Source organism: Verrucomicrobiia bacterium (genome assembly GCA_019634625.1).
Taxonomy (GTDB): Bacteria; Verrucomicrobiota; Verrucomicrobiia; order Limisphaerales; family CAIMTB01; genus CAIMTB01.
On record JAHCBA010000001.1, the window covers coordinates 95,396 to 116,370 of the forward strand.

General features: G+C 67.1%; 7 protein-coding genes. 6 read left to right on the top strand and 1 reads right to left on the bottom strand.

Features of this window, described 5'->3' with window-relative positions:
- Positions 1-4: 4 nt before the first annotated feature.
- The 5 genes from KF833_00370 to ligA all read left to right on the top strand — a co-directional run bounded on the left by KF833_00370 (position 5) and on the right by ligA (position 18,367).
- Positions 5-11,029 carry a tandem-95 repeat protein gene (locus tag KF833_00370; protein MBX3743739.1) on the top strand — a complete coding sequence of 3,675 codons (11,025 nt, stop codon included), beginning with the start codon at positions 5-7 and terminating at the stop codon, positions 11,027-11,029.
- 44 nt (positions 11,030-11,073) lie between these two features.
- Entirely contained in the window at positions 11,074-12,696 is a 1,623-nt protein-coding gene (locus KF833_00375) for a hypothetical protein (GenBank protein MBX3743740.1), read from the top strand.
- A gap of 35 nt (positions 12,697-12,731) precedes the next feature.
- Positions 12,732-15,068 carry a cadherin-like domain-containing protein gene (locus tag KF833_00380; GenBank protein MBX3743741.1) on the top strand — a complete coding sequence of 779 codons (2,337 nt, stop codon included), beginning with the start codon at positions 12,732-12,734 and terminating at the stop codon, positions 15,066-15,068.
- 270 nt (positions 15,069-15,338) lie between these two features.
- A complete protein-coding gene (gene hisA, locus KF833_00385; protein ID MBX3743742.1) occupies positions 15,339-16,118 on the top strand; it encodes a phosphoribosylformimino-5-aminoimidazole carboxamide ribotide isomerase in 780 nt (259 codons plus the stop codon).
- Between the two features lie 203 nt (positions 16,119-16,321).
- A complete protein-coding gene (ligA, locus tag KF833_00390) occupies positions 16,322-18,367 on the top strand; it encodes an NAD-dependent DNA ligase LigA (protein MBX3743743.1) in 2,046 nt (681 codons plus the stop codon).
- Positions 18,368-19,204: 837 nt separating this feature from the next.
- On the opposite strand, the gene KF833_00395 is transcribed toward ligA, so the two are convergent.
- On the bottom strand, positions 19,205-19,840 hold the full coding sequence (locus tag KF833_00395) for an IS630 family transposase (GenBank protein MBX3743744.1): 636 nt from the start codon (positions 19,838-19,840) through the stop codon (positions 19,205-19,207).
- A gap of 274 nt (positions 19,841-20,114) precedes the next feature.
- Here KF833_00395 and KF833_00400 point away from each other — a divergent pair, with 274 nt between their 5' ends.
- The gene (locus KF833_00400) at positions 20,115-20,708 is read left to right on the top strand and encodes a hypothetical protein (GenBank protein MBX3743745.1); all 594 of its coding nucleotides are present in this window, start codon (positions 20,115-20,117) and stop codon (positions 20,706-20,708) included.
- Positions 20,709-20,975: the final 267 nt, after the last annotated feature.

Consider the following 20,975-nt stretch of genomic DNA (forward strand, 5'->3'; position numbering starts at 1 on the left):
CCCCATGTCGCTCCGATTCCTTCCCCGCCGCCTCCTCGCGGGTTGCGCCCTCCTCCTCGCTTCGGCCCTCCCCGCCGCCGCCCAGATCTACGACCAGCCGGGCAGCGTCTCCGTGAACGAGGACACCTCCGGCACCTTCAACTTCAAGGTCGCCGCCTGGGGCATCTACCGCCATGTCGGCGTCACCTCCGCCAACCAGGCCCTCATCCCCAACGGCAACATCTCGGTCACTTTCATCCGCGAGTTCTACGAGTTCCCCAGTTCCCGCACCGAGTGGCGCGTCAACTACACCCCCGCCCCCAACGCCAACGGCTCCACCACCTTCAACATCAACGCCAACGACGGCGCCGGCATCCACAACAACGCAACCGTCACCGTCACGGTGCATCCCGTGAACGATGCCCCCGTGTTCGGCCCCTTCCCCTCCTCCGCCACCATCCCCAAGAACTCCTCGGTGGGCTCCCAGTACCTCGTGGACTTCTCGGTGTCCGACATCGAAAGCATCGCCGCCACCACCGTCACCGCCGCTTCCAGCAACACCGGCCTGGTCCCCAACAACCCCGCCAACCTGACCGTGATCCGGATGACCACCGGCTCGCCCGCCAATACCTTCCGCCTCGTCGCCACGCCCTCCCTCAATGCCACCGGCTCCACCACCCTCACCGTGACCGCCAATGACGGCGAAGGCGGTATCGTCACCCGCTCCGTCACCCTCAACGTCACGGACGAAGGGCCCGTCATTTCCAACCTCAACATCTCGGCTTCCACCCTCGAAGACACCACCTACCTCCGCGATTTCACCGTCTCGGACCGCGAGAACATCGCCGGTACCGTCGTGACCGCCACCTCGAGCAACCCCAGCCTGGTCCCCAATGCCCCGGCCAACCTCTCCGTCACCCGCCTCACCACCGGCTCCCCCGCCAACACCTTCCGCCTGACCGTCAACCCCGCCGCCGACCAGTCCGGCAGCACCACCCTCACCGTCTCCGCCTCCGAAGGCGGCAAAACCGTCACCGCCATCGTTCTCCTCACCGTCATCGCCGTGAACGATCCCCCCGTCCTCACCGTGGCCAACTTCGCCATGAACGAGGACACCACCGCCAGTACCGCAGTCACCTTCGTCGATGTCGATACCCCCGCCGCGTCGGTCACCGTCACCGCCTCGTCCTCCAATACCGCCCTCGTCCCCTCCGTCACCGTGACCGGTACCGGCAATTCCCGCACCCTCACCTTCACCCCCCTCCCCCAGCAGTTCGGCACCTCGACCATCACGGTCACCGCCAACGACGGCGCCGGCGGCACCGACACCAGGACGTTCACCCTCACCGTCAATGCGGTGAACGATCTCCCCGTCGCCGGTTCCCCCTACGCCGTTGCCTTCGATGGCCACGACGACTTCGCCTCCGCCTCCGCCATCGGACTCGCCACTGGCAACACCCCCCACACAATCGAAGCCTGGGTCTTCCCCACCCGCCTCCCCTCCGTCCGCGAGTGGATCCTCCACCTCGGCACCGGCGGCAACGGCCACCACTGGCTCTTCCGCACCGACGGCACCCTCCAACTCGGAGCCTGGGGCCGCGATGCCCAGGTCGCCGATGTCCCCCTTCCCATCGGCACCTGGACCCATGTCGCCGCCGTCTGGGATGGCTCCACCTACGAGGTCTATTTCGATGGCCTCAAGGTCGGCCAGACCCCCTCCGCCACCGGCTTCAACATGGCCTCCCCCACCCTCTCCCTCGCCAACCGCCAGAGCGGCGCCGATGCCAATTTCCAGGGCCAGCTCGATGAGGTCCGCGTCTGGAATCGCGCTCTCCTCCAAGGCGAAATCCAGGCCCTCCGCCGTCAACCCCTCCGCGGCACGGAATCCGGTCTCCTCCTCTACCTCCCCTTCGATGAAGGCCAGGGCGCCACCGCCTTCGACTACGCCGCCGCCGGCGGTCTCTCCCATGCCACCCTCTCCAACGGCGCCGCCCATGTCCGCCGTGAACCCGGTGACCGCGGTGTCCTCCTCGACGGACTCGACGATCATGTCCTCGTCCCTCACCACTCCTCCCTCAACGCCTTCCCCCTCACCGTCACCGCCTGGATCCAGACCACCGACATCGACGGCGGCATCGCCTCCAAGTACGCCGACGGCAGCCTCAACGGCTGGACCTTCCGCCTCGTCGGCGGACGCCTCAAGGCATGGTACTTCGCATCCTCCTTCAACCGGATCTGGGACGGCGGAACCGGCTTCGACGGCGGCCTCGTCAATGACGGCCGCTGGCACCATGTCGCCCTCGTCATCGATGCCGCCGGCGGCCGCCTCTACGTCGATGGCGCCCAGACCGGCTCCCATCCCTGGTTCGGCTTCCCCACCGCCCCCACCAGCACCGATCCCCTCCGCCTCGGACGCTACAGCACCGTCACCGGCGCCCCCGGTCACCTCGCCGGCCAGTTGAACGATGTCACGATCTGGAACCGCGCCCTGTCCCAGGCCGAACTCACCCATCTCCGCCTCAACCCGCCCGCCGGCACCGAGCCCAACCTGGTCGCCTACTACCGCTTCCGCGACGCCTCCGGCGCCCCTGCCCTCGATACCGCCGGCGGCGACCAGAATGGCGCCTATCAGGGCGGTGCCACTCCACGCCTGGCCCCCGATGCCGACACCTTCGTCGAATTCTCCGTCGTCGAGGAAACCCCCACCCCGATCTACCTCCAGGGCTTCGACATCGAAAACAAGCTCGGCCAGCCCGGCGGCTCCCTCACCTTCACCGTCGTCTCCCTCCCCGCTCACGGTACCCTCCAGTCCGGCGTCTCCTCCGTCACCGCCGGCTTCACCGCCAACTGGGCCGATGCCTCCCGCAACCCCCTGATCTATACCCCCTTCGATGCCTATAACGGCCCCGACAGTTTCACCTTCCGCCTCACCGACGGCTCGGGCGGACAGTCCCTCCTCTACCGCGTCCCCATCATCGTCGAGGACGTCAATGACAACCCGACCATCTCCCCCATCGCCAACCGCGTCATCGAGGAGGGCACCGACACCGGCCCCATCCCCTTCATCATCGATGACGAGGAAACCCCCGCCGGCAGCCTCTTCGTGTCCGCCCTCTCCAGCGATACACGCCTCGTCCCGCCCTCCGGCCTCGTCTTCGGCGGGTCCGGCCCCAATCGCACCCTCACCGTCACCCCCGCCCCCGACGAAGTCGGCACCGTCACCATCACCGTCACCGTCACCGATACCGCCGCCCCCGCCGGCTTCGTCACCATCGACTTCCGCCTTCGCGTCGATCCCCGGCCCGCCTACGCCCTCGTCGATCTCGGCGCCCTCGGCACCCTCAATCGCAGTTCCGGCCTCGACATCAGTGACTCCGGCTGGGCCGTCGGTCTCGCCCGCAGCGGCGCCGACGACGCCCATGCCCTCCTCTATCGCGGCCTCACCGGCACCCGCCTCGCCGAAGACCTCAGCCCCACCCAACAGGGGATCGCCTTCGGCATCAATGCCTCCAACGCCATCACCGGCTTCCTCCGCAATTCCACCGCCGCCCCCCGCGACGCCTTCGTCTGGCAGAACAACGCCTTCACCAGCCTCGCCGGCCGGATCTCAGGCTCGGACAGCATCGGCTATGACCTGAATGACTCCGGCGATGTCGTGGGCTCCTTCTCCACCGCCGGCAACCGCCGCGCTTTCTACCTCCCCAACTCCGGGTCCATGGTCAACCTCGGCACCCTCGCCGGCTTCACCTCCCTCTCCGAAGCCCTCGGCATCAATGCCCTCGGCCATACCGTCGGTTACAGTCAGGATGCCTCCGGTCGCAGCCGCGGCTTCTTCTGGAACGGCGGCGCCCTCGCCACCGTCGGTCCCCTCCCCGGTCATGACCACGCCCGCGCCCATGCCATCAACGATGACGGTCTCATCACCGGCTTCTCCGCCCCGGGCACCAGCTCCAGCAGCCCGCGCCGCGCCTTCGTCCTCGAATCCGGTGTCCTCCGCAACCTCGGCGTCCTCCCCAACGGTTCCTATTCCGTCGGCTGGGATATCAATGCCTTCGGCCAGGTGGTCGGCGAGGCCGATCGCGGCACCGTCCGCCGTGCCTTCCTCAACACCGCCGGGGTCATGCGCGACCTCAATGACCTCATCCACGACACCGAAATCCTCCCCGACCTCACCCCGGGCTCCTTCACCCTCGCCGGGGGCCGCTGGGAACTCGTCGAAGCCCGCGCCATCAACAGCCGTGGCGTCATCGTCGGCATCGCCCGCCGTGATGCCAATGACCGCGCCTTCATGGCCGTCCCCGCCTGGGTCATCGGCCGCCAGATCCCCCGTCCCGAGGGCGCCGTCGCCAAACTCCCCGAAATCGAACTGATCCGCGGCAACGCCGGCGACACCGCCGAAAACTCCTTCTACTGGAGCGAATTCGAGAAACGCCTCTACGCCATCCGCCCCGTCGCCGCCCGCCTCCGCTGGTTCACCTCCCTCGAACTGACTTCCGGCTCCGGCGAGACTCTCCAGGTCAACACCGAACGCATCGACGTCGAGGGCATCTCCGTCTGGCCCAAGGACCCCGCCATCCATGTCGCCACCGCACCCGTCGAAATCGAACCCCGCGGCGTCCCCTTCGATTACACCTTCCAACAGATCCGCTACGACACCACCAGCGGCGGCTCCACCGTCGATCCCACCTCCAAAACCTTCAACAACGCCCGCCCCGGCTACTCCGTCGCCTATTACCTCAAAACCGACGGCGGCACCCCCAACCCAGACCAGCAACGCCCCTACTTCGAGGTCGTCCGTACCGTCCTCTGGAACGACGCCGCCCACCTCCGCCAACGCGACGCCGTCGTCGGCCAGTCCCTCGCCGATCCCCCCACCCCCTCCGACCCCGGCCACCAGGATTACTTCGACAAACAAGGCTGGATCCTCAATGCCCTCGCCTACTACGACGGCGCCGGCGAGGACCGCGCCCATGACCGACCCCTCCGTCGCGGCCCCATCATCCCCGTCAACCTCGATACCGACAGCCCCGACGATGACCTCGTCGTCGTCTGGTACCGCCTCAGCCGCATCGGCGTCGCCTGGGCCAGCGTCCCCGCCCGCTATCGCATCGCCTGGCCCGACGACGATTCCGTCCCGAAGATCGTGATCGCCAGCGGTCTCGGCTCCGGCTCCCTGCCCGCCCACTGGACCCAGCCCCGCGCCTATCACCAGCCCAACCGCAACCTCCCGGGCTACAACCCCAACGAGGAACACGCCCTCGTCCTCCCCGCCAATGGCGGCGGCGGTCAGGCCCTCTTCGCCCTCCGCTTCGACCTCAACGACGCCCTCGACACCCCCGCCTCCCTCCCCTACGCCCTCCTCAAATACCGCGACCGCAATACCGGTCAGTGGGGCATCCAACCCTACAAGGTCGTCGGCGAGGAAGCCCCCCACTTCTTCCGCTTCTCCGGATTCGCCGGACGCGAAATCGCCCCGCCCTACCCCCTCAGCATCCTCCCGCTCTGTGAGGAATCCCACGGGGTCTCCGGCCCCTACTGGGAGGATTGGCAGGGCCGCCTCTACGCCCGCGCCGCCGGTCCCTTCGGCGAATCCACCGACGTCGTCCTCCGCTGGGCCTACCCACTCCAGATCGGCTTCTTCTACGACCTCAACCTCGATGGCACCCCCGATGCCCCGCCCGGCTCCTGCGTCTCCTGGCTCGATCGACGTCCCGCCGGCTCCCTCTCCGCCCCCAACGACGAAGCCGGAGAGGAGGATGTCCCCATCGCCGTCACCTACCGCATCGCCTGGCCCGATGCCCCTGTCCTCCAGATCGGCGAAACCCTCACCAGCCCCAAAAACGGCCTGCCCGCCGTCCGCTCCATGGCCAGCGTCCAGTTCGTCTATGACGACCTGACCCCCGCCTGGAATCCCCTCAGCACCAACCCCGCCCCGATCCAGACCCTCGCCCGCCTCTACGATCCCCTCAGCGCCCGCGCCTATCCCCTCGCCCCCTCCGAGTCCATCCCCGACGAAATCCGCCGCACCTCCCGCGGCGGCAAGGAGTTCTTCGACGACCTTCCGCCCAGCCTCGAAAACCGCCTCATCTACGACCCCATCAGCCGCGCCCTCACCTTCACCGGCATCCTCGATGCCTCCGGTGCCGGCGATCCCCTCCTCCTCCCCAACGTCCTCTTCTCCCGCGAACGCGATGTCATCAAGGAACTCGCCCCCGATGACACCGCCTGGGCGAAAATCGTGGATGAACTCTTCGAAATCACCCGCAACCCCAACCGCGTGGACCTCGTCCCCGCCGACGGCAATCCCGACCGCTCCACCGACACCCTCTCCTCCACCAACCGGCAACCCGGCCTCCGCCTCGGTCTCATCACGGACGCCCGGACCAATGTCGTCGCCGAAACACTCGGCAGTCTCCCCAAGGCCCTCACCGCCGCCCTTGGAGACATCCCCTCCCCCGCGTACCGCCCCCTCAACGCCTTCAGCTTCGATGGCACCGGCGGTCACCTCGACGCCGGCCCAGTCAACCTCGACACCGCCTCCTTCACCCTCGAGTTCTGGGCCCGCGCCGATTCCATCGACACCCCCAATTTCATCGCCGGCCTCGGCACTTCCGAACCCGACGGCCAGTTGATCGTCGGCTTCGACCACGCCGGACGCTTCGTCTTCCGCTTCGGCACCAACGACACCGCCTACGCCCAGTTCACTCCCGATCCCGTCGCCGATACCGAATGGCACCACTGGGCCGTCACCTTCAATGCCGCCACCCGCGAACAGGCCATCTTCCGCGATGGCTCCTTCCTTGCCGGCGGCATCAGCACCGGCGTCCTTCGCGCCTCCGGCACCCTCTTCCTCGGCCGCGCCGCCACCTCGCCCGGCTCCGAGGCATTCCATGGTGCCCTCGACGAAATCCGCCTCTGGAACCACGCCCGCACCCCCTTCGCCATCGCCCGCGACCGTTCCAAGGCCCTCACCGGCCATGAAGACGGCCTGATCCGCTACTACCGCGCCGACGACGCCTCCGACAGCAGCCCCAGCCAGGTGGACGCCTCCCTCGTCGGCGGCGTCTCCTTCGTCGCGTCCACCGCCCCCACCGGCATCCCCCCCCGCTACCTCGTCCTCGCGGAAAACAATTCCCCGGACCTCGCCGGCCTCCCCATCCAGCTCCACATCATCCGCGTCGATGACGGCCCTTTCCAGGGCGACCTCAAGGTCCTCTACCCCGGCAACGTCTTCGACCAGCGCCTCACCCTCCGCCACAGCAGCGAATTCGGCGGCGATCCCGATCCGATCCGCTTCCAGTGGTTCTACAAACCCGACGACGCCGGCTTCAACCCCACCGAACTCCCCCAGGTCAATGCCGCCGGGGAAATCACCGATGCCCGTGGCTGGATCCTCTTCACCTCCTTCGATCCCCCCTCCGGCCAGGGTGTCAACGATGTCACCATCGGCACCCCCGCCCAGTCCGGCCTCCTCGCCCTCAGCGACAACTGGTTCATCTGCCGTCACCGCGGCTTCAATGTCCGCGGCGCCACCCCCTGGTCCGGCTGGATCGGCGACCCCTCCGGCGGCGGCACCCCGCGCGCCCAGCTCGCCGAAGGCTGGGTCAAACGCGTCATCCGCGGCCTCAACCCCTTCGATGCCCGTACCGCCGACTTCCACGCCAACGCCTCGGCCACCTACGCCAGCATGGTCCTCCAGGCCGGCGAACGCTTCGAGGGCGACATCGCCTTCAACCCCGACGGCGACAACCTCAATTCCCTCGGCCTCATCGAGGCCTACACCACCGTCCTGCGCCGCGGCAAATCCCTCAGCATCGAAGGCACCCCCCCGGTGGACTTCAACCCCGCCAACAACGCCCTCCTCCTCGCCGCCTCCCGCATCGCCGACCTCTACATGCTCCTCGGCAACGAGGCCTACGCCGATGCCCAGGACCCCACCATCGGCTTCACCTCCGCCTCCGAACCCTACCAGGCCCTCGCCACCTCCATCTTCACCTTCCAAAATCAGCTCGATTCCCTCCTCGCCGAGGAACTCGCCCTCCTCCGCGGCCGAGACGATACCAGCGCCGGCGTCGCCGCCCGCCCCGTCTATAACCGCCTCTTCTGGAACTTCACCCTCGGCGAGGGCGAGGTCGCCTACCAGCAGTCCTACAGCGTCAACGACCAGAACCGGGACGGCTTCATCGACGAACGCGATGCCCGCATCCTCTTCCCCCAGGGCCATGGCGATGCCTGGGGCCATTACCTCACCGCCATCAAGTCCTACTACGATCTCCTCCGTCACCCCAGCTTCACCTGGATCCCCCGCTCCGAACGCGTCCTCGTCGCCGGGGTCCCCGTCGAGGTCGATTACCTCGACGAACGCAAGTTCGCCCAGGCCGCCGCCGCCCGCGCCAAAACCGGCCGCGAAGTCCTCGATCTGACCTACCGCGCCAGTTATGTCGATGACCCCGACGGCCAGTGGCAGGGCTATCGCGACACCGATCCCGATCGCGCCTGGGGCGTCGCCGATTGGGCCTCCCGCGCCGGCCAGGGCGCCTACTTCGACTGGCTCGTCGGCAATACCGTCCTCCCCGCCACCGATCCCAATCCCGAAAACACCGGCATCCGCCGCATCGACCGCACCACCGTCACCGACCTCGACGAGGTCATCGCCCAGTACGCCGAAATCCAGGCCACCCTCGACAACGCCGATGTCGGCCTCAACCCCCTCGGCCTCTCCAAGGGCGCCATGGCCTTCGACATCGATCCAACCTTCCTCTCCATCGGCAGCCGGGCCGTCCAGGGACTCGCCCACTTCGAGCAGTTGAACGAACGCGCCATCAAGGCCCTCAAGAACGCCCAGCGCATCTGGAACGAGGCCAATGCCCAGCGTCGCAACCTCCGCGCCAACCAGGATTCCGTGGACGCCTTCACCGCCAATGCCCGTGCCGAGGAAATCAACTACCGCAACCGCCTAATCGACATCTTCGGCTATCCCTACTCCGGCGACATCGGCCCCGGCAGAACCTATCCCTCCGGCTACGACGGCCCCGACCTCTATCACTACATGTACGTCCCCGTCGCCGAGATCACCGGCGAAACCGTCCCGCCCTCCACCAATTTCACCGGCTTCTTCAAGGCCGTGGACGTCGGACTCCTCGGCAATTCCCATTTCCCAACCGAGGAGAAGTCGTTCTTCAAGGAATACGACCCGGATGCCACCGATCCCGCGGAACTCGAAATCGACTACCCGCAGGCCAACGGCCCCTGGGCCTTCGCCACACCGTCCGACTGGGGTCAACGCCGTGCCCCCGGCCGCCTCCAGCAATCCATCTCCGATGTCCTTCAGGCCACCGCCAAACTCAAGTTCGCCGGGCAGAACTACGACGGCCTCGTCATCGACATCAATGACAAGGTCGTCCTCCTCAATGCCCGCTTCGGACTCGATACCTCCAAGCTTTCCATCCACAACACCCGCCGGGACACCATCGTCGGCATCAACTCCGGCATCGGCATTGCCAAGGCCGTCCAGCTCACCACCCGCGGCATCTCCCGCACCATCCAGGCAGTCGCCGAAGCTGGCGCCGATGCGGTCCCCAAGGTGGTCGGCCTCGCCTCCGATGTCACCGGCCCCATCCGCCTCATCATGCGCGGCGCCTCCCTCCTGACCGCGATCAACCTCGATGCTGCCGGCGATATCGCCGAACTCGTCGAAGGCGCCCTCGAACTCAGCAAGGATCACGTCAACCTCAACGCCGACATCCAGCTCCTCCAGGCCGAGCAGAAATACGAGGTCCTCCAGCAGGTCAAGGAACTCGAAACCGCCGTCCTCAACGAAATCAACCTCCGCCTCGAGGTCTTCCACCATCAGGAGGCCGTCCGCCAGGCTTACGGCCGTTACCTCGCCACCCTCGCCGAAGGCCAGCGCGTCCTCGATTCCCTCATCCTCTTCCGCAAACAGGCCGCCGCCCAGACCACCGAGTACCGCTACCGCGACATGGCCTTCCGCATCTTCCGCAATGAGGCCATCCAGAAATACCGCGCCACCTTCGACCTCGCCGCCCGCTACGTCTATCTCTCCGCCACCGCCTACGACTACGAATCCAACTTCCTCGGCACCGACCGCCGCGCCGCCTCGCGCTTCTTCGACCAGATCGTCCGCCAGCGCCAGCTCGGCGTCCTCATCGATGGCGAACCCATCCCCGGCCACAGCGGCCTCGCCGATATCCAGGGGCGCATGATCCAGAACTGGGAAATCATCGAACCCCAGTTCGGCCTCAATAATCCCCAGCTCGAAGCCGGCCGCTTCTCCCTCCGTCGCGAACTCTTCCGCCTCCGCGACGAAAACCCCGGCCGCCTCGACGACCCCAGCGACGCCACCTGGCGCGCCCTCCTCCGCTCCCAGGTCGTCCCCGACGTCTGGTCCATCCCCGAGTTCCGTCGCTACTGCCGCCCCTTCGCCCCCGAGTCCGCCGGCCCCCAGCCCGCCCTCGTCCTCCGCTTCCCCACCACCATCCAGTTCGGTCAGAATTACTTCGGACGCCCCCTCAGCGGCGGCGACTCCGCCTTCGATCCCTCCTTCTTCTCCACCAAGATCAATGCCGTCGGCATCGGCTTCCCCGGCTACGATGACACCGGTCTCTCCCGCACCCCGCGTGTCTATCTCGTCCCCGTCGGCCTCGACATCCTCCGCGCCCCCACCGGCAACGACCTCGCCACCCGCCAGTGGCGCGTCCTCGATCAGGCCGTCCCCGTCCCCTTCGCCATCGGCGCCAACGACTTCACCAGCAGCCGCTGGGTCGCCTCCCAGGACACCCTCAGCGAAAACTTCGGACAACCCCGCCGTTTCGCCTCCCTCCGCGCCTTCCACGACAACGGCTCCCTCGCCGACGTCGAAATGACCTCCAGCACCCGCCTCGTCGCCCGCTCCGTCTGGAACACCGAGTGGATGCTCATCATCCCCGGCGGCACCCTCCTCGCCGATCCCCAACAGGGCCTCGACCGCTTCATCCAGTCCATCAGCGACATCAACCTCCTCATGATGGTCTATAGCTTCGCCGGCCAATGACCCGTCCCCCCTCCCCCACCCCCGGCACCCCAACCGCCCCAGCCATGAACCCCCTCCCCACCTCCCCCAACCCCTCGGCATCGAAATCGAAATCGGGATCGAAATCGTTGTCGCCATCGTTGTCGCCATCGAACTCACACCCTCCCCTCCGCCCCCTGCCCTCCGCCCTCTGCCTTCTCTTCGCGGCCCTCTGCCTTCCGCCCTCCGTCCCCTGCCTCCACGCCGGCCTCCCGGAACCCGACACCGTCTTCTACGGTTCCATCGCCCTCGAAGGCGCCTTCGTCACCGCCGCAGACTCCAACGTCGTCGTCGAACTCCGCCTCTCCGAAGCCGGACCCGCCGTCGCCTCCTACCGCATGGGCACGGAAACCGCCATCGGCGACCGCTACGTCCTCCGCGCCCCCATGGAATCCGCCAGACCCCTCGTCAACCCTGCCGCTTCCGTCGTCGGCGATACCGTCTGGGTCGCCGTCCGCTCCGGCACCTCCGTCCGCGACCGCCAGTCCCACGCCATCGCTGCCCGCGGCGAGTTCGTGAACCTCAACTTCGGCGATGTGGATACCGACGGCGATGGCATGAGCGATTCGTTCGAACTCCTCCACTTCGGCTCGATCACCGGCGGCGATCCCCATGCCGACCCGGACGGCGATGGTCGCCCAAACCTTCGCGAATTCCTCGACGGTACCGATCCCCTTGTCCCCGACGGACGCCACCCCGCCGATCTCAACCCCGCCGACTGGGCAATCGACATCCGCGAAGTCACCGAATACGCCCTCGCCTGGAAGCTCGGCGAACCTTGGGCCATCGAACCCATTGTCATCCCCGTCGATTACGTCACCCGTGCCAGCGCCCTCTGGGTCTCCGGCGAGCAGTACGTCTTCAACAATCTCCCCCCCACCACCCCGCCCCTCTGGTGGGTCAGCGCACCCCCGCCCCCCGGCGCCCTGCACGCGCCCGACCTCACCCCAACCGCCTCCGAAACTTCCTCGGACCCCGACGCCACGCCGTCCGAGTCCGACCTCGTTCGCACCCAGCTCTTCGCCGACGCCGTCGACGCCCGCACACCGGACGCCGATGGCCGGACCCCGCGCCGCACCCTCCATGGCCCGACCCTCGCCCAGGCCACTCGCTCCCTGCCCGGGTCCTTCGATCTACACCGCGCCTTCACCGTGACCCTTCAGGTCGTCCCGCCCCCGGGCACCCGCGCCTTCGCCATCGAGGAAACCCCGCCGCCCGGCTGGCTGGTCCGCTTCGTCAATGCCGACGGCCGCCTCGACGCCCGCCACAGCCGCATCAAGTGGGGACCCTTCTACGGCGCCGAATCCCGTACCCTCACCTACCAGCTCACCCCGCTGTCCGCCACCGCCGCCTCGTTCCAGGGCCTGGCCTCGTTCGATGGCTCGAGCCGCACCCTCACCGGCGATCTTCAACTCCTCCCGCCCGGTGCCACCCCGCCCCCCACCCTCGTTGCCCGCCGTACCCTCGAGGGAGTCCGGCTCGAACTCCGCGGACCCTCCCAGTCCGAGCACACCGTCGAAACCAGCGCCGACCTCGTCTCCTGGGCCCCCTCCCACTCCGTCCGCACCGATGCCTCCGGTCGCGCCGAGGTCCTCGCCCCCACCACCGATGGCGCCCGGTTCTTCCGGCTCCGAACCGCGGCTCCATGAGCCCCCCCCACCCCAACGACCCCGCGTCCCCGACGATGCCGTCCCGCTCGCGCGCCCGCCGCACGGCTCGACTCGTCCTCGGAGGACTCCTGCTGCTCGGCCCAGCGCTCGCCGCCACGGCCACGGCCGGCCCGGACCCCGTCCCCAGGGTGGTCCGCTCCCTGCCCCGGCATTTCTCTCCGTCCACCCCGGTCCCCCTCACCCTCCACGTCGTCCCCGACCCCGCCAACGCCGCCGTGGCCGTCGAGGAAACCCTTCCCCCGGACTGGAACGTCTCCCACATCAGTCATGGCGGCGCCTTCGATCCCATCCACCGCCAGTTGAAGTGGGGCCCGTTCACCGATTCCCCCGCCCTCTCCCGCACCCTCACCGCCACCCTCACCCCCCCCGCCGGCGCCGCGGGATTCCACCCCTTCACCGGTCGCGCCCACTTCGACACCCTCCAGGTCGTCACCTCCGGCGACTCCGGCCTCTCCCGGTTCTCCGGTGCCCTCACACGCGTTCTCCCGCCGCACTACCTCCCCGATCAACCCGTCACGGTCACGCTCGAAGCCCTCCCAGCCCCCGATGTCCACGCCTACGCCGTCGAGGAACAACCCCCTTCCGGCTGGGCGATCTCCGCCATCTCCCACGATGGCGAATGGGATCCCGTCACCGGCCGCATCAAGTGGGGACCCCTCACCGAATCCCCCTTCCCGCCCCGCACCTTCACCTACACCGCCACCCCGCCCCACGACGCCTACGGTCCCGCCCCGTTCGCCGGTCGCGCCCTCTTCAATGCCGTCGAGGTCCCGGCCGCCGGTTCATCCCCACTCCCGCCTCACCCCAACCGAATCGAACCCGCCAGCCCCGCCACCTACCTCCCAGGACAACCCTGGCCTCTCGTCCTCGACGTCCTCCCCTCCCCCGCCACCCGCGCCTGGACCGTCGAACAACGCATCCCGCCCGGCTGGGAAGTCGGCACCCCCTCCCATGACGGCGTGTTCGATCCCCTGACCCGCCGCATCAAGTGGGGCCCGTTCACCGAATCCCCAGCCCTCCCCCGCTCCCTCGCCTGCTCCCTCACTCCGTCGCCCGACGCCGACGGCATCGCCGATCTGGGCGGCCTCGCCCTCTTCGACCGCGAATCCATCCCCTACCTCGCCCACCCGCGCCGCTTCCGCCTCCACGAAACCAGCACCGTCACCCGGTCCCTCCCGCCCCTCCACGAGGCCCTCGTTCCCATCACCGTCACACTCGCCGTCGTCGCCCGCGACGACACCCAGGCCCTCGCCGTCGAAGACCGCCTCCCGCCCGGCTGGACCGTTGCCCCCGGCGGCATCGACGACGGCGGCGCCTTCGATGCCCGCCACGGCAGCGTCAAGTGGGGCCCCATCTTCGCCCCCGACACCGAACCCCGCGTCCTCACCTACCGCGCCACCCCGCCCCCCGACGCCCTCGGACCCGCCACCTTCCAAGGCATCGCCGTGGTCGGACCCGCCATCCTGCCCATCGAAGGCGACTCCACCACCGTCGCCCCCGCCGGCCGCATCACCCGCCTCGCCCCCGCCCGCTACTCCCCCGACGTCCCCTTCGAGATCCGCCTCGACACCCAGCCCGGACCCCGCACCGACGCCCACGCCACCGAAGACACCGTCCCCGAAGGCTGGACCTTCCATTCCGCCACCGAAGGCGGCCACTTCGATCCCGTGACCCGCCGCGTCAAGTGGGGCCCCTTCTCCGATCCCGAACGGCGCACCCTCACCTACCGCATCGTCCCTCCCCCCGCCCCGGACCCTTCCGTGGCCTTCCATGGCCAGGGCGCCTTCGACCGCACCCTCATCCCCATTTCCGGCGCGGACACCGCCTCCCTCAACCGGCCGCCCCTCGCCATCCCTGACTCCGCCGGTCGCAACCTCGGCGAACTCTTCAAAATCTCCGCCATCAAACTCACCCTCAACGACTCCGATCCCGACGGCGACTTCCCCACCGTCATCTCCGTCGAGTCCCCCTCCGAGAACGGCGCCCTCGTCGTCCTCGACTGGCCCTGGATCTATTACGTCCCCGAACCCGACGACAACCGCCCGGACCGGTTTCTCTACACCATCGACGACGGCTTCGGCGGCACCGCCTCCGCCTGGGTCAACGTCGTCATCAATCCTCCCCCCGCCTCCGCCCAGAACATTGTCCGCATCGAAACCCTTCCCGACGGCACCCGCCGCATCCACTTCGCCGGCGTTCCCGGCTACACCTACCGGATCGAAGCCAGCGAAAACCTCATCCTCTGGACCCCTCTCGCCTCCCTCACCGCCCCCGCCAACGGCCTCTTCGACTACCTCGACACCGCCGCCCCCCTCTTCCCCATCCGCTACTACCGCTCCGTCTGGCCCTAGCCCCATTCCCGCGCCAAATTCCCACCGCGGTCTTCGTCTTCGTCTTCGTCTTCGTCTTCGTCTTCGTCTTAATCTTAATCTTAATCTTAATCTTAATCTTAATCTCAATCTTAATCTTACCCCCCTTCCCCCCCCCTCCCAAACACCCGCACCTCCATCCTGTCGGAGACGCAATCATTCGATGGATCCAACAAGGCGACCATCGGCATCCCCATCGGAATCAGATTCCGAATCGGAATCCACCCTCCCCTGTGATGGACTGCCCCCGGCATGTTTCGTCCCTGCATCGATCTGCGCGGCGGGCGGGTGGTCCAGATCGTGGGCGGCACCCTCACCGACTCCGGCGAAGGCACCCGCACCCGCTTCGAATCGGAACGGCCCGCCTCCTGGTACGCCGACCTCTACCGCCGCGACGGCCTCACTGGCGGCCACATCATCCAGCTCGGCCCCGGCAACGAAACAGCCGCTGAATCCGCCCTCGCGGCCTGGCCCGGCGGCCTCCAGTTGGGCGGCGGCGTCAACCCAGCCAACGCCCCCCGCTGGCTCGATGCCGGCGCCTCCCACGTGATCGTCACCTCCTGGGTCTTCCGCGAAGGCCGCATCGACACGGAACGACTCGACGCACTCCGTCGCCTCGTGGGCCGCGACCGGCTCGTCCTCGACCTGAGCTGCCGGCGCCGCGACGGACGCTACTGGGTGGTCACCGACCGCTGGCAACGCTTCACCGACGTCGAACTCTCCGCCTTCACCCTCGAATCCCTGGCCGGTTCCTGCGCCGAATTCCTCGTCCACGCCGTCGATGTCGAGGGACTCTGCCGCGGCATCGACCGCGAACTGGTCGAACGTCTCGCCCAGGCCACCCCCATCCCCCTCACCTATGCCGGCGGCGCCGCCTCCCTCGCCGATCTCGAAGACGTCTCCCGCCTCGGTCGCGGACGCATCGACCTGACCATCGGCTCCGCCCTCGACCTCTTCGGCGGCACCGGCGTGCGCTATGCCGATTGCCTCGCCTTCAACCGCCGCATTGCTGCATCCCGCAATGGTGGGTGAGGAGCCAGCCAATCGGAGGGACGAGCTCCGCGAGTCCTCAACCCAACGCTCCACTCCGTTGCGGCCTCGTGGAACTCGGCCCTCCAAAGCGCCGCTCTGCAAAGTCCGCACCTCTCCCCACAACTCCGGGATGCACGGCCGCCGCATGTCGGATCCCCCCACCGGATGACAGACCCCGCGGATTCGGGCACCATCCGCCGCCCATGACCTTCGAGGAGGCCCAGGCCAGCCATCGCCAGCTCGCCGCCGAAATCCAGCGGCACGATCACCTCTACTACGTCGAAGCACGCCCGGTCATGACCGACGCCGCCTACGACGCCCTCTACCGCCAGCTCGTCCAGCTCGAAGCCGCGCATCCCTCCCTGGTCACCCCCGACTCGCCCACCCAGCGCGTCGCCGGCCACCCCGTCGATGGCTTCCCCCCGGTCACCCACGAGGTGCCCATGATGAGCCTCGACAATACCTACTCCGAGGCCGAACTCCGCGACTTCATCGCCCGCCTCGCCCGCCTCCTCCCCGGCGAACCCCTCGACTTCGTCATCGAACCCAAGGTCGATGGAGTCGCCGTCAGCCTCCTCTACCTCGACGGACGCCTCCGCACCGGCGCCACCCGCGGCGACGGCGTCACCGGTGACGACATCACCGCCAACCTCCGCACCCTTCGTTCCGTCCCGCTCCGCCTTCGGGACATCCCGGGCGGACTTCCCCGGCGCATCGAGGTCCGTGGCGAAGTGTTCATGTCCCGCTCGGGATTCGACCGGATGAACCGCGAACGCGACGAGGCCGGCGAAGAACGCTTCGCCAACCCCCGCAATGCCACCGCCGGCACCCTCAAACAGCTCGATCCCCGCCTCGTCGCCCAACGCCCCCTCCAAGCCCTCTTCTATTCCGTCGGCGCCATCGATCCCGACACCCTCGCCCCCGCCACCCACCGCGACCTCCTCGCCTGGCTCGGTGACTTGGGATTCCGCACCCCCAGACCCACCTGGCATGCCTCCCACCCCGACGCCGTCCTCCAAGCCCTCGCCGAACTCGACACCGCCCGCCGCTCCTTCGACTACGAAACCGACGGCGCCGTCATCAAACTGAACCCCCTCGCCCTCCGCGCCCGCGCCGGAGCCACCAGCAAGGCTCCACGCTGGGCCATCGCCTTCAAGTACGCCCCCGAACAGGCCACCACCCGCCTCCGCGCCATCTCCATCCAGGTCGGCCGCACCGGCGCCCTCACCCCCGTCGCCGAACTCGATCCCGTCGTCCTCTCCGGCTCCCGCGTCACCCGCGCCACCCTCCACAACGAAGAGGACATGCGCCGCAAGGACATCCGCGTCGGCGACCGCGTCGTCATCGAAAAAGCCGGCGAAATCATCCCCGCCGTCGTCCGTGTCGTCACCGACGCCCGCGACGGCTCCGAAACCCCCTTCCCCTTCCCCCGCTCCTGCCCCGAATGCGCCACCCCCGCCGTGCGCCTCCTCGACACCCAGGCCGCCGAACAGGTCGCCTGGCGCTGTCCCAACCCCGATTGCCCCGCCCAGATCCGCGGACGCCTCCTCCACTGGTGCTCCCGCGGCGCCATGGACATCGAAGGCGGCGGTGAAGTGCTCGTCGCTCAACTCGTCCGCGCCGGTCTCGCCCGCGACCCCGCCGACCTCTATTCCCTCACCCTCGAACCCCTGCTCACCCTCGAACGCATGGGCGCGAAATCGGCCGCCAACCTCCTCGCCGGCATCCAGGCCAGCCGCACCCGCGACCTCTGGCGCCTCCTCTTCGGACTCGCCATCCTCCACGTCGGCGCCAGCGTCGCCAAAGCCCTCGCCCGCTCCTACCCCAACCTCGATGCCCTCGCCCGCGCCGCCACCCAGGACCCCGCCGGCGTTCAAAGCACCGGTGTCGGCGACGTCATCGCCAGCACCCTCCACCGCTGGTTCCGCGACGACCGCAACCGTCGCCTCCTCGAACGCCTCCGATCCGCCGGCCTCAACTTCGCCTCCTCCCTCCATCGCCCCGCCGCCGAACCCGGCAAATGGTCCGGCAAAACCTTCGTCCTTACCGGCACCCTCCCCACCATGACCCGCGAGCAGGCCACCGCCCGCATCGAAGCCCTTGGCGGCAAAGTCACCTCCAGCGTCAGCCGCAAAACCGACTTCCTCCTCGCCGGCTCCGACCCCGGCAGCAAACTCGAAAAAGCTCAAAAACTCGGCCTCACCATCCTCGATGAAGCCGGATTCCTCCACCTCGCCGACACCCCCTGAAACCCTTCGCCCCACCTTCCGGAGGGACGAGCTCCGCGAGTCCTCAATCCAACGCCCCACTCCGTTGCGGCCTCGTGGAACTCGGCCCTCCGATCTCACCCCTTCGCCGCGACGCACCGCGAAATTCGCACCTCTCCCCACGACTCAGGGATTCACCCTCGTCCCAGACCTCCGCATCTTCCCACTTGTGAATCCCCAATGCCATGGGACCCTCCCCGACACTGACCTCACCCGTCGTCGAATCGACCGGCACGAAGTGTCCCTTACCCCCATCCCCATACTCGTACTCAGCCCGAAGGGCGGTACTCGTCCTCGTCCTCGAAATCCGGGATCCCACCCAAAACGCAGCAAATTCAACGAAACCCACCACCGTCGATCACGAGTACGAGTACGAGTACAACAAGCCAGAACGCCCCAACCCGGACCCAACGCCGAACATCCCCCAATCGTTGGGTGTCCACGCTTCAGCGTGTCCCCCGCATCCAAAACCACCCTCCCCGCTCCCCCTCCCCGTCCTCGTACTCAGCCCGAAGGGCGCTGAAGATTGGCCATTGCTCGCGAGAAACCCGGAGGGTTTCCAGAGATTAGCCGGGGGTCGAACCCGGCTCCGCGGGTTCGACCCCCGGGCAGATGACCCACCCCGATCACGACCCCGCCAGGGGTCGCACCCCACCCAAAACCACCCTGCCCGCTCCCATCCCACCGAACCCTCCCTCCGATGCTTCCGCACGAACCCCAGGAGCCGCTCCCCCGAAAGCGGCACGCGCTGAACCGCCCACAACCGCTGCAACCACGCCGGATCCTCGTATTGAAGCGTACAAATGTAGCTGGACCCTTTCAGGCCGCGTATTGGGTGTGTGGCGCCAGAAAGTACGAACGGGTTTTGCGCGGCAGACCCCTGAGGGTCTCAAGATGATCGACTACACGACGGTGAAGTTCATCGGCGGTGGCCACGGGGCACTTTCCGATTCCATCCGCCTTCAGGTCCTGCCAGACAATTTCGTCGGGATTGAGTTCCGGGCTGTAGGGTCGAAGGAAGAAGATCTTCATTGCTCCATGTTCCTCGACGCAGCTTTGCACAGCCTTGGCCTTGCGCATGGGATGGCCGTCCAGAATGAGAAAGACCCTGCGGCGCGCGCCATGCATCAGTCGCTGGATGAACTCGCCAGCCTGTTGCGCCGCAACACGCCCGCGAACCACCATGAAACGAAGGCAACCGCTCGCGCTGATCGCGGAAATGACCTTCAAGCTGAACCTTGCTCCCGTGGCTCGCACTTCCGGCGTCTGACCTCGGACGCCCCATGTAGTTCCCGAGTGATGGTCGGAGCGGACAGCGGCTTCGTCCCCGAAGTAGATTTCCGCCCCCGCAATCTCATGACCCTCACTGATCGGCAATAGGTGGATGATGGGGGCTTCTCGCCAAGTACCGGTCAAATACTCGGCTGTCCTGGCCTTTGGCTTCTTGGAGATCAAGATCACGCTGCAACTGGGGCGATTTACAGAGATGCAACCTTCTCTGAAGTCATCGACGCTGTAGCCTACATAAAGGAAGGAGAGAACGCAAACCCGGCCATTTGGTACTATCTGCCAACGTGGAATTGCACGCATGAGGCGGTCAAGACGGCAAATGAAGCGTTAGGCTTCAGCGTTCCGTCGTACTCAACGCCGTGGGGGCTCTCTGACTGGCTTAACTCCCGGTGAAATCTTAAGATAATTGACTATGAAAAACACCAATACGCATAACCAAATGAGCCTTCTGGGTCGCGTCTTAGTCGTGGCAGTTCCAGTTCTCCTCGTGGGCGCTCTCGTTGCAGGGCAGGAGGCGGTGACGAGCGGCCAGGAACAGAAGGTGGAGATTCCTGTGAATATCCGGGAGACAATGCTACGCAGCAAGTTTGCGGTAGAGAGTCTAAAGCTGCCCCTTGCTGAAACGCAGGCTGTGGAAGTCACAGTGAGGACTGCGAACACAGTCGTCACGAACCTTGTGGAGAAGATTCTCAACGCCACGAACGTATCGGAACAAACGTTCAGTGGGAAGAGAATCGGCCATCTGCAGGAAAATGACCTGCGAATCTCTTACGAGCGCTACAGTGAGAAAGATGGTTCTGGAATTAGGTCGCTGCGGACCTTCGGTTCGCCTTCAGGAAGTAATATTCGGATTCGCTTTCGCCCGGATGGCGCTGCGTATTTCTGGGAGAACCTTGGCACAAAATGCTATGTGGGTCTTAATGAGGCCGGAAGGATTGAGGAGCTTGGCTATATGGAGGGGGAGAAGCTAAGAGAGATGCGTTGGAGGGGTGACGGCGAGTTAACGATGAACAGATTGGGCACTCCGTTCTAGTCGACCTGCCTTGAGACCGTTTGGAGATGATGGGAGAAGTCGTCTCCTCCCGCCGTGACAGTCGCGGCAGATGCCGGCGCTCAGGATCAGTGCCAGCTCTCCGACGTCTCGTACGCTAGCCCGACTTGGCGGATTCGAGGGGTGTCCGGAGCGTAAGTCTCGTAAAATCAACGGATCGGGCCCAAAGGTCTGCACTACAAACCGGTTTGCGGGGGCACGCCCTTCGCCGCGATGCGCGGGGGTGGTTGCCCGGGTAGCGTCAGCTTC

Bases quoted from the DNA above. Each gene is read 5' to 3' on its own strand.
- KF833_00370 (MBX3743739.1), top strand. From the start codon at position 5: ATGTCGCTCCGATTCCTTCCCCGCCGCCTCCTCGCGGGTTGCGCCCTC.
- KF833_00375 (MBX3743740.1), top strand. From the start codon at position 11,074: ATGAACCCCCTCCCCACCTCCCCCAACCCCTCGGCATCGAAATCGAAA.
- KF833_00380 (MBX3743741.1), top strand. From the start codon at position 12,732: ATGCCGTCCCGCTCGCGCGCCCGCCGCACGGCTCGACTCGTCCTCGGA.
- hisA (MBX3743742.1), top strand. From the start codon at position 15,339: ATGTTTCGTCCCTGCATCGATCTGCGCGGCGGGCGGGTGGTCCAGATC.
- ligA (MBX3743743.1), top strand. From the start codon at position 16,322: ATGACCTTCGAGGAGGCCCAGGCCAGCCATCGCCAGCTCGCCGCCGAA.
- KF833_00400 (MBX3743745.1), top strand. From the start codon at position 20,115: ATGAGCCTTCTGGGTCGCGTCTTAGTCGTGGCAGTTCCAGTTCTCCTC.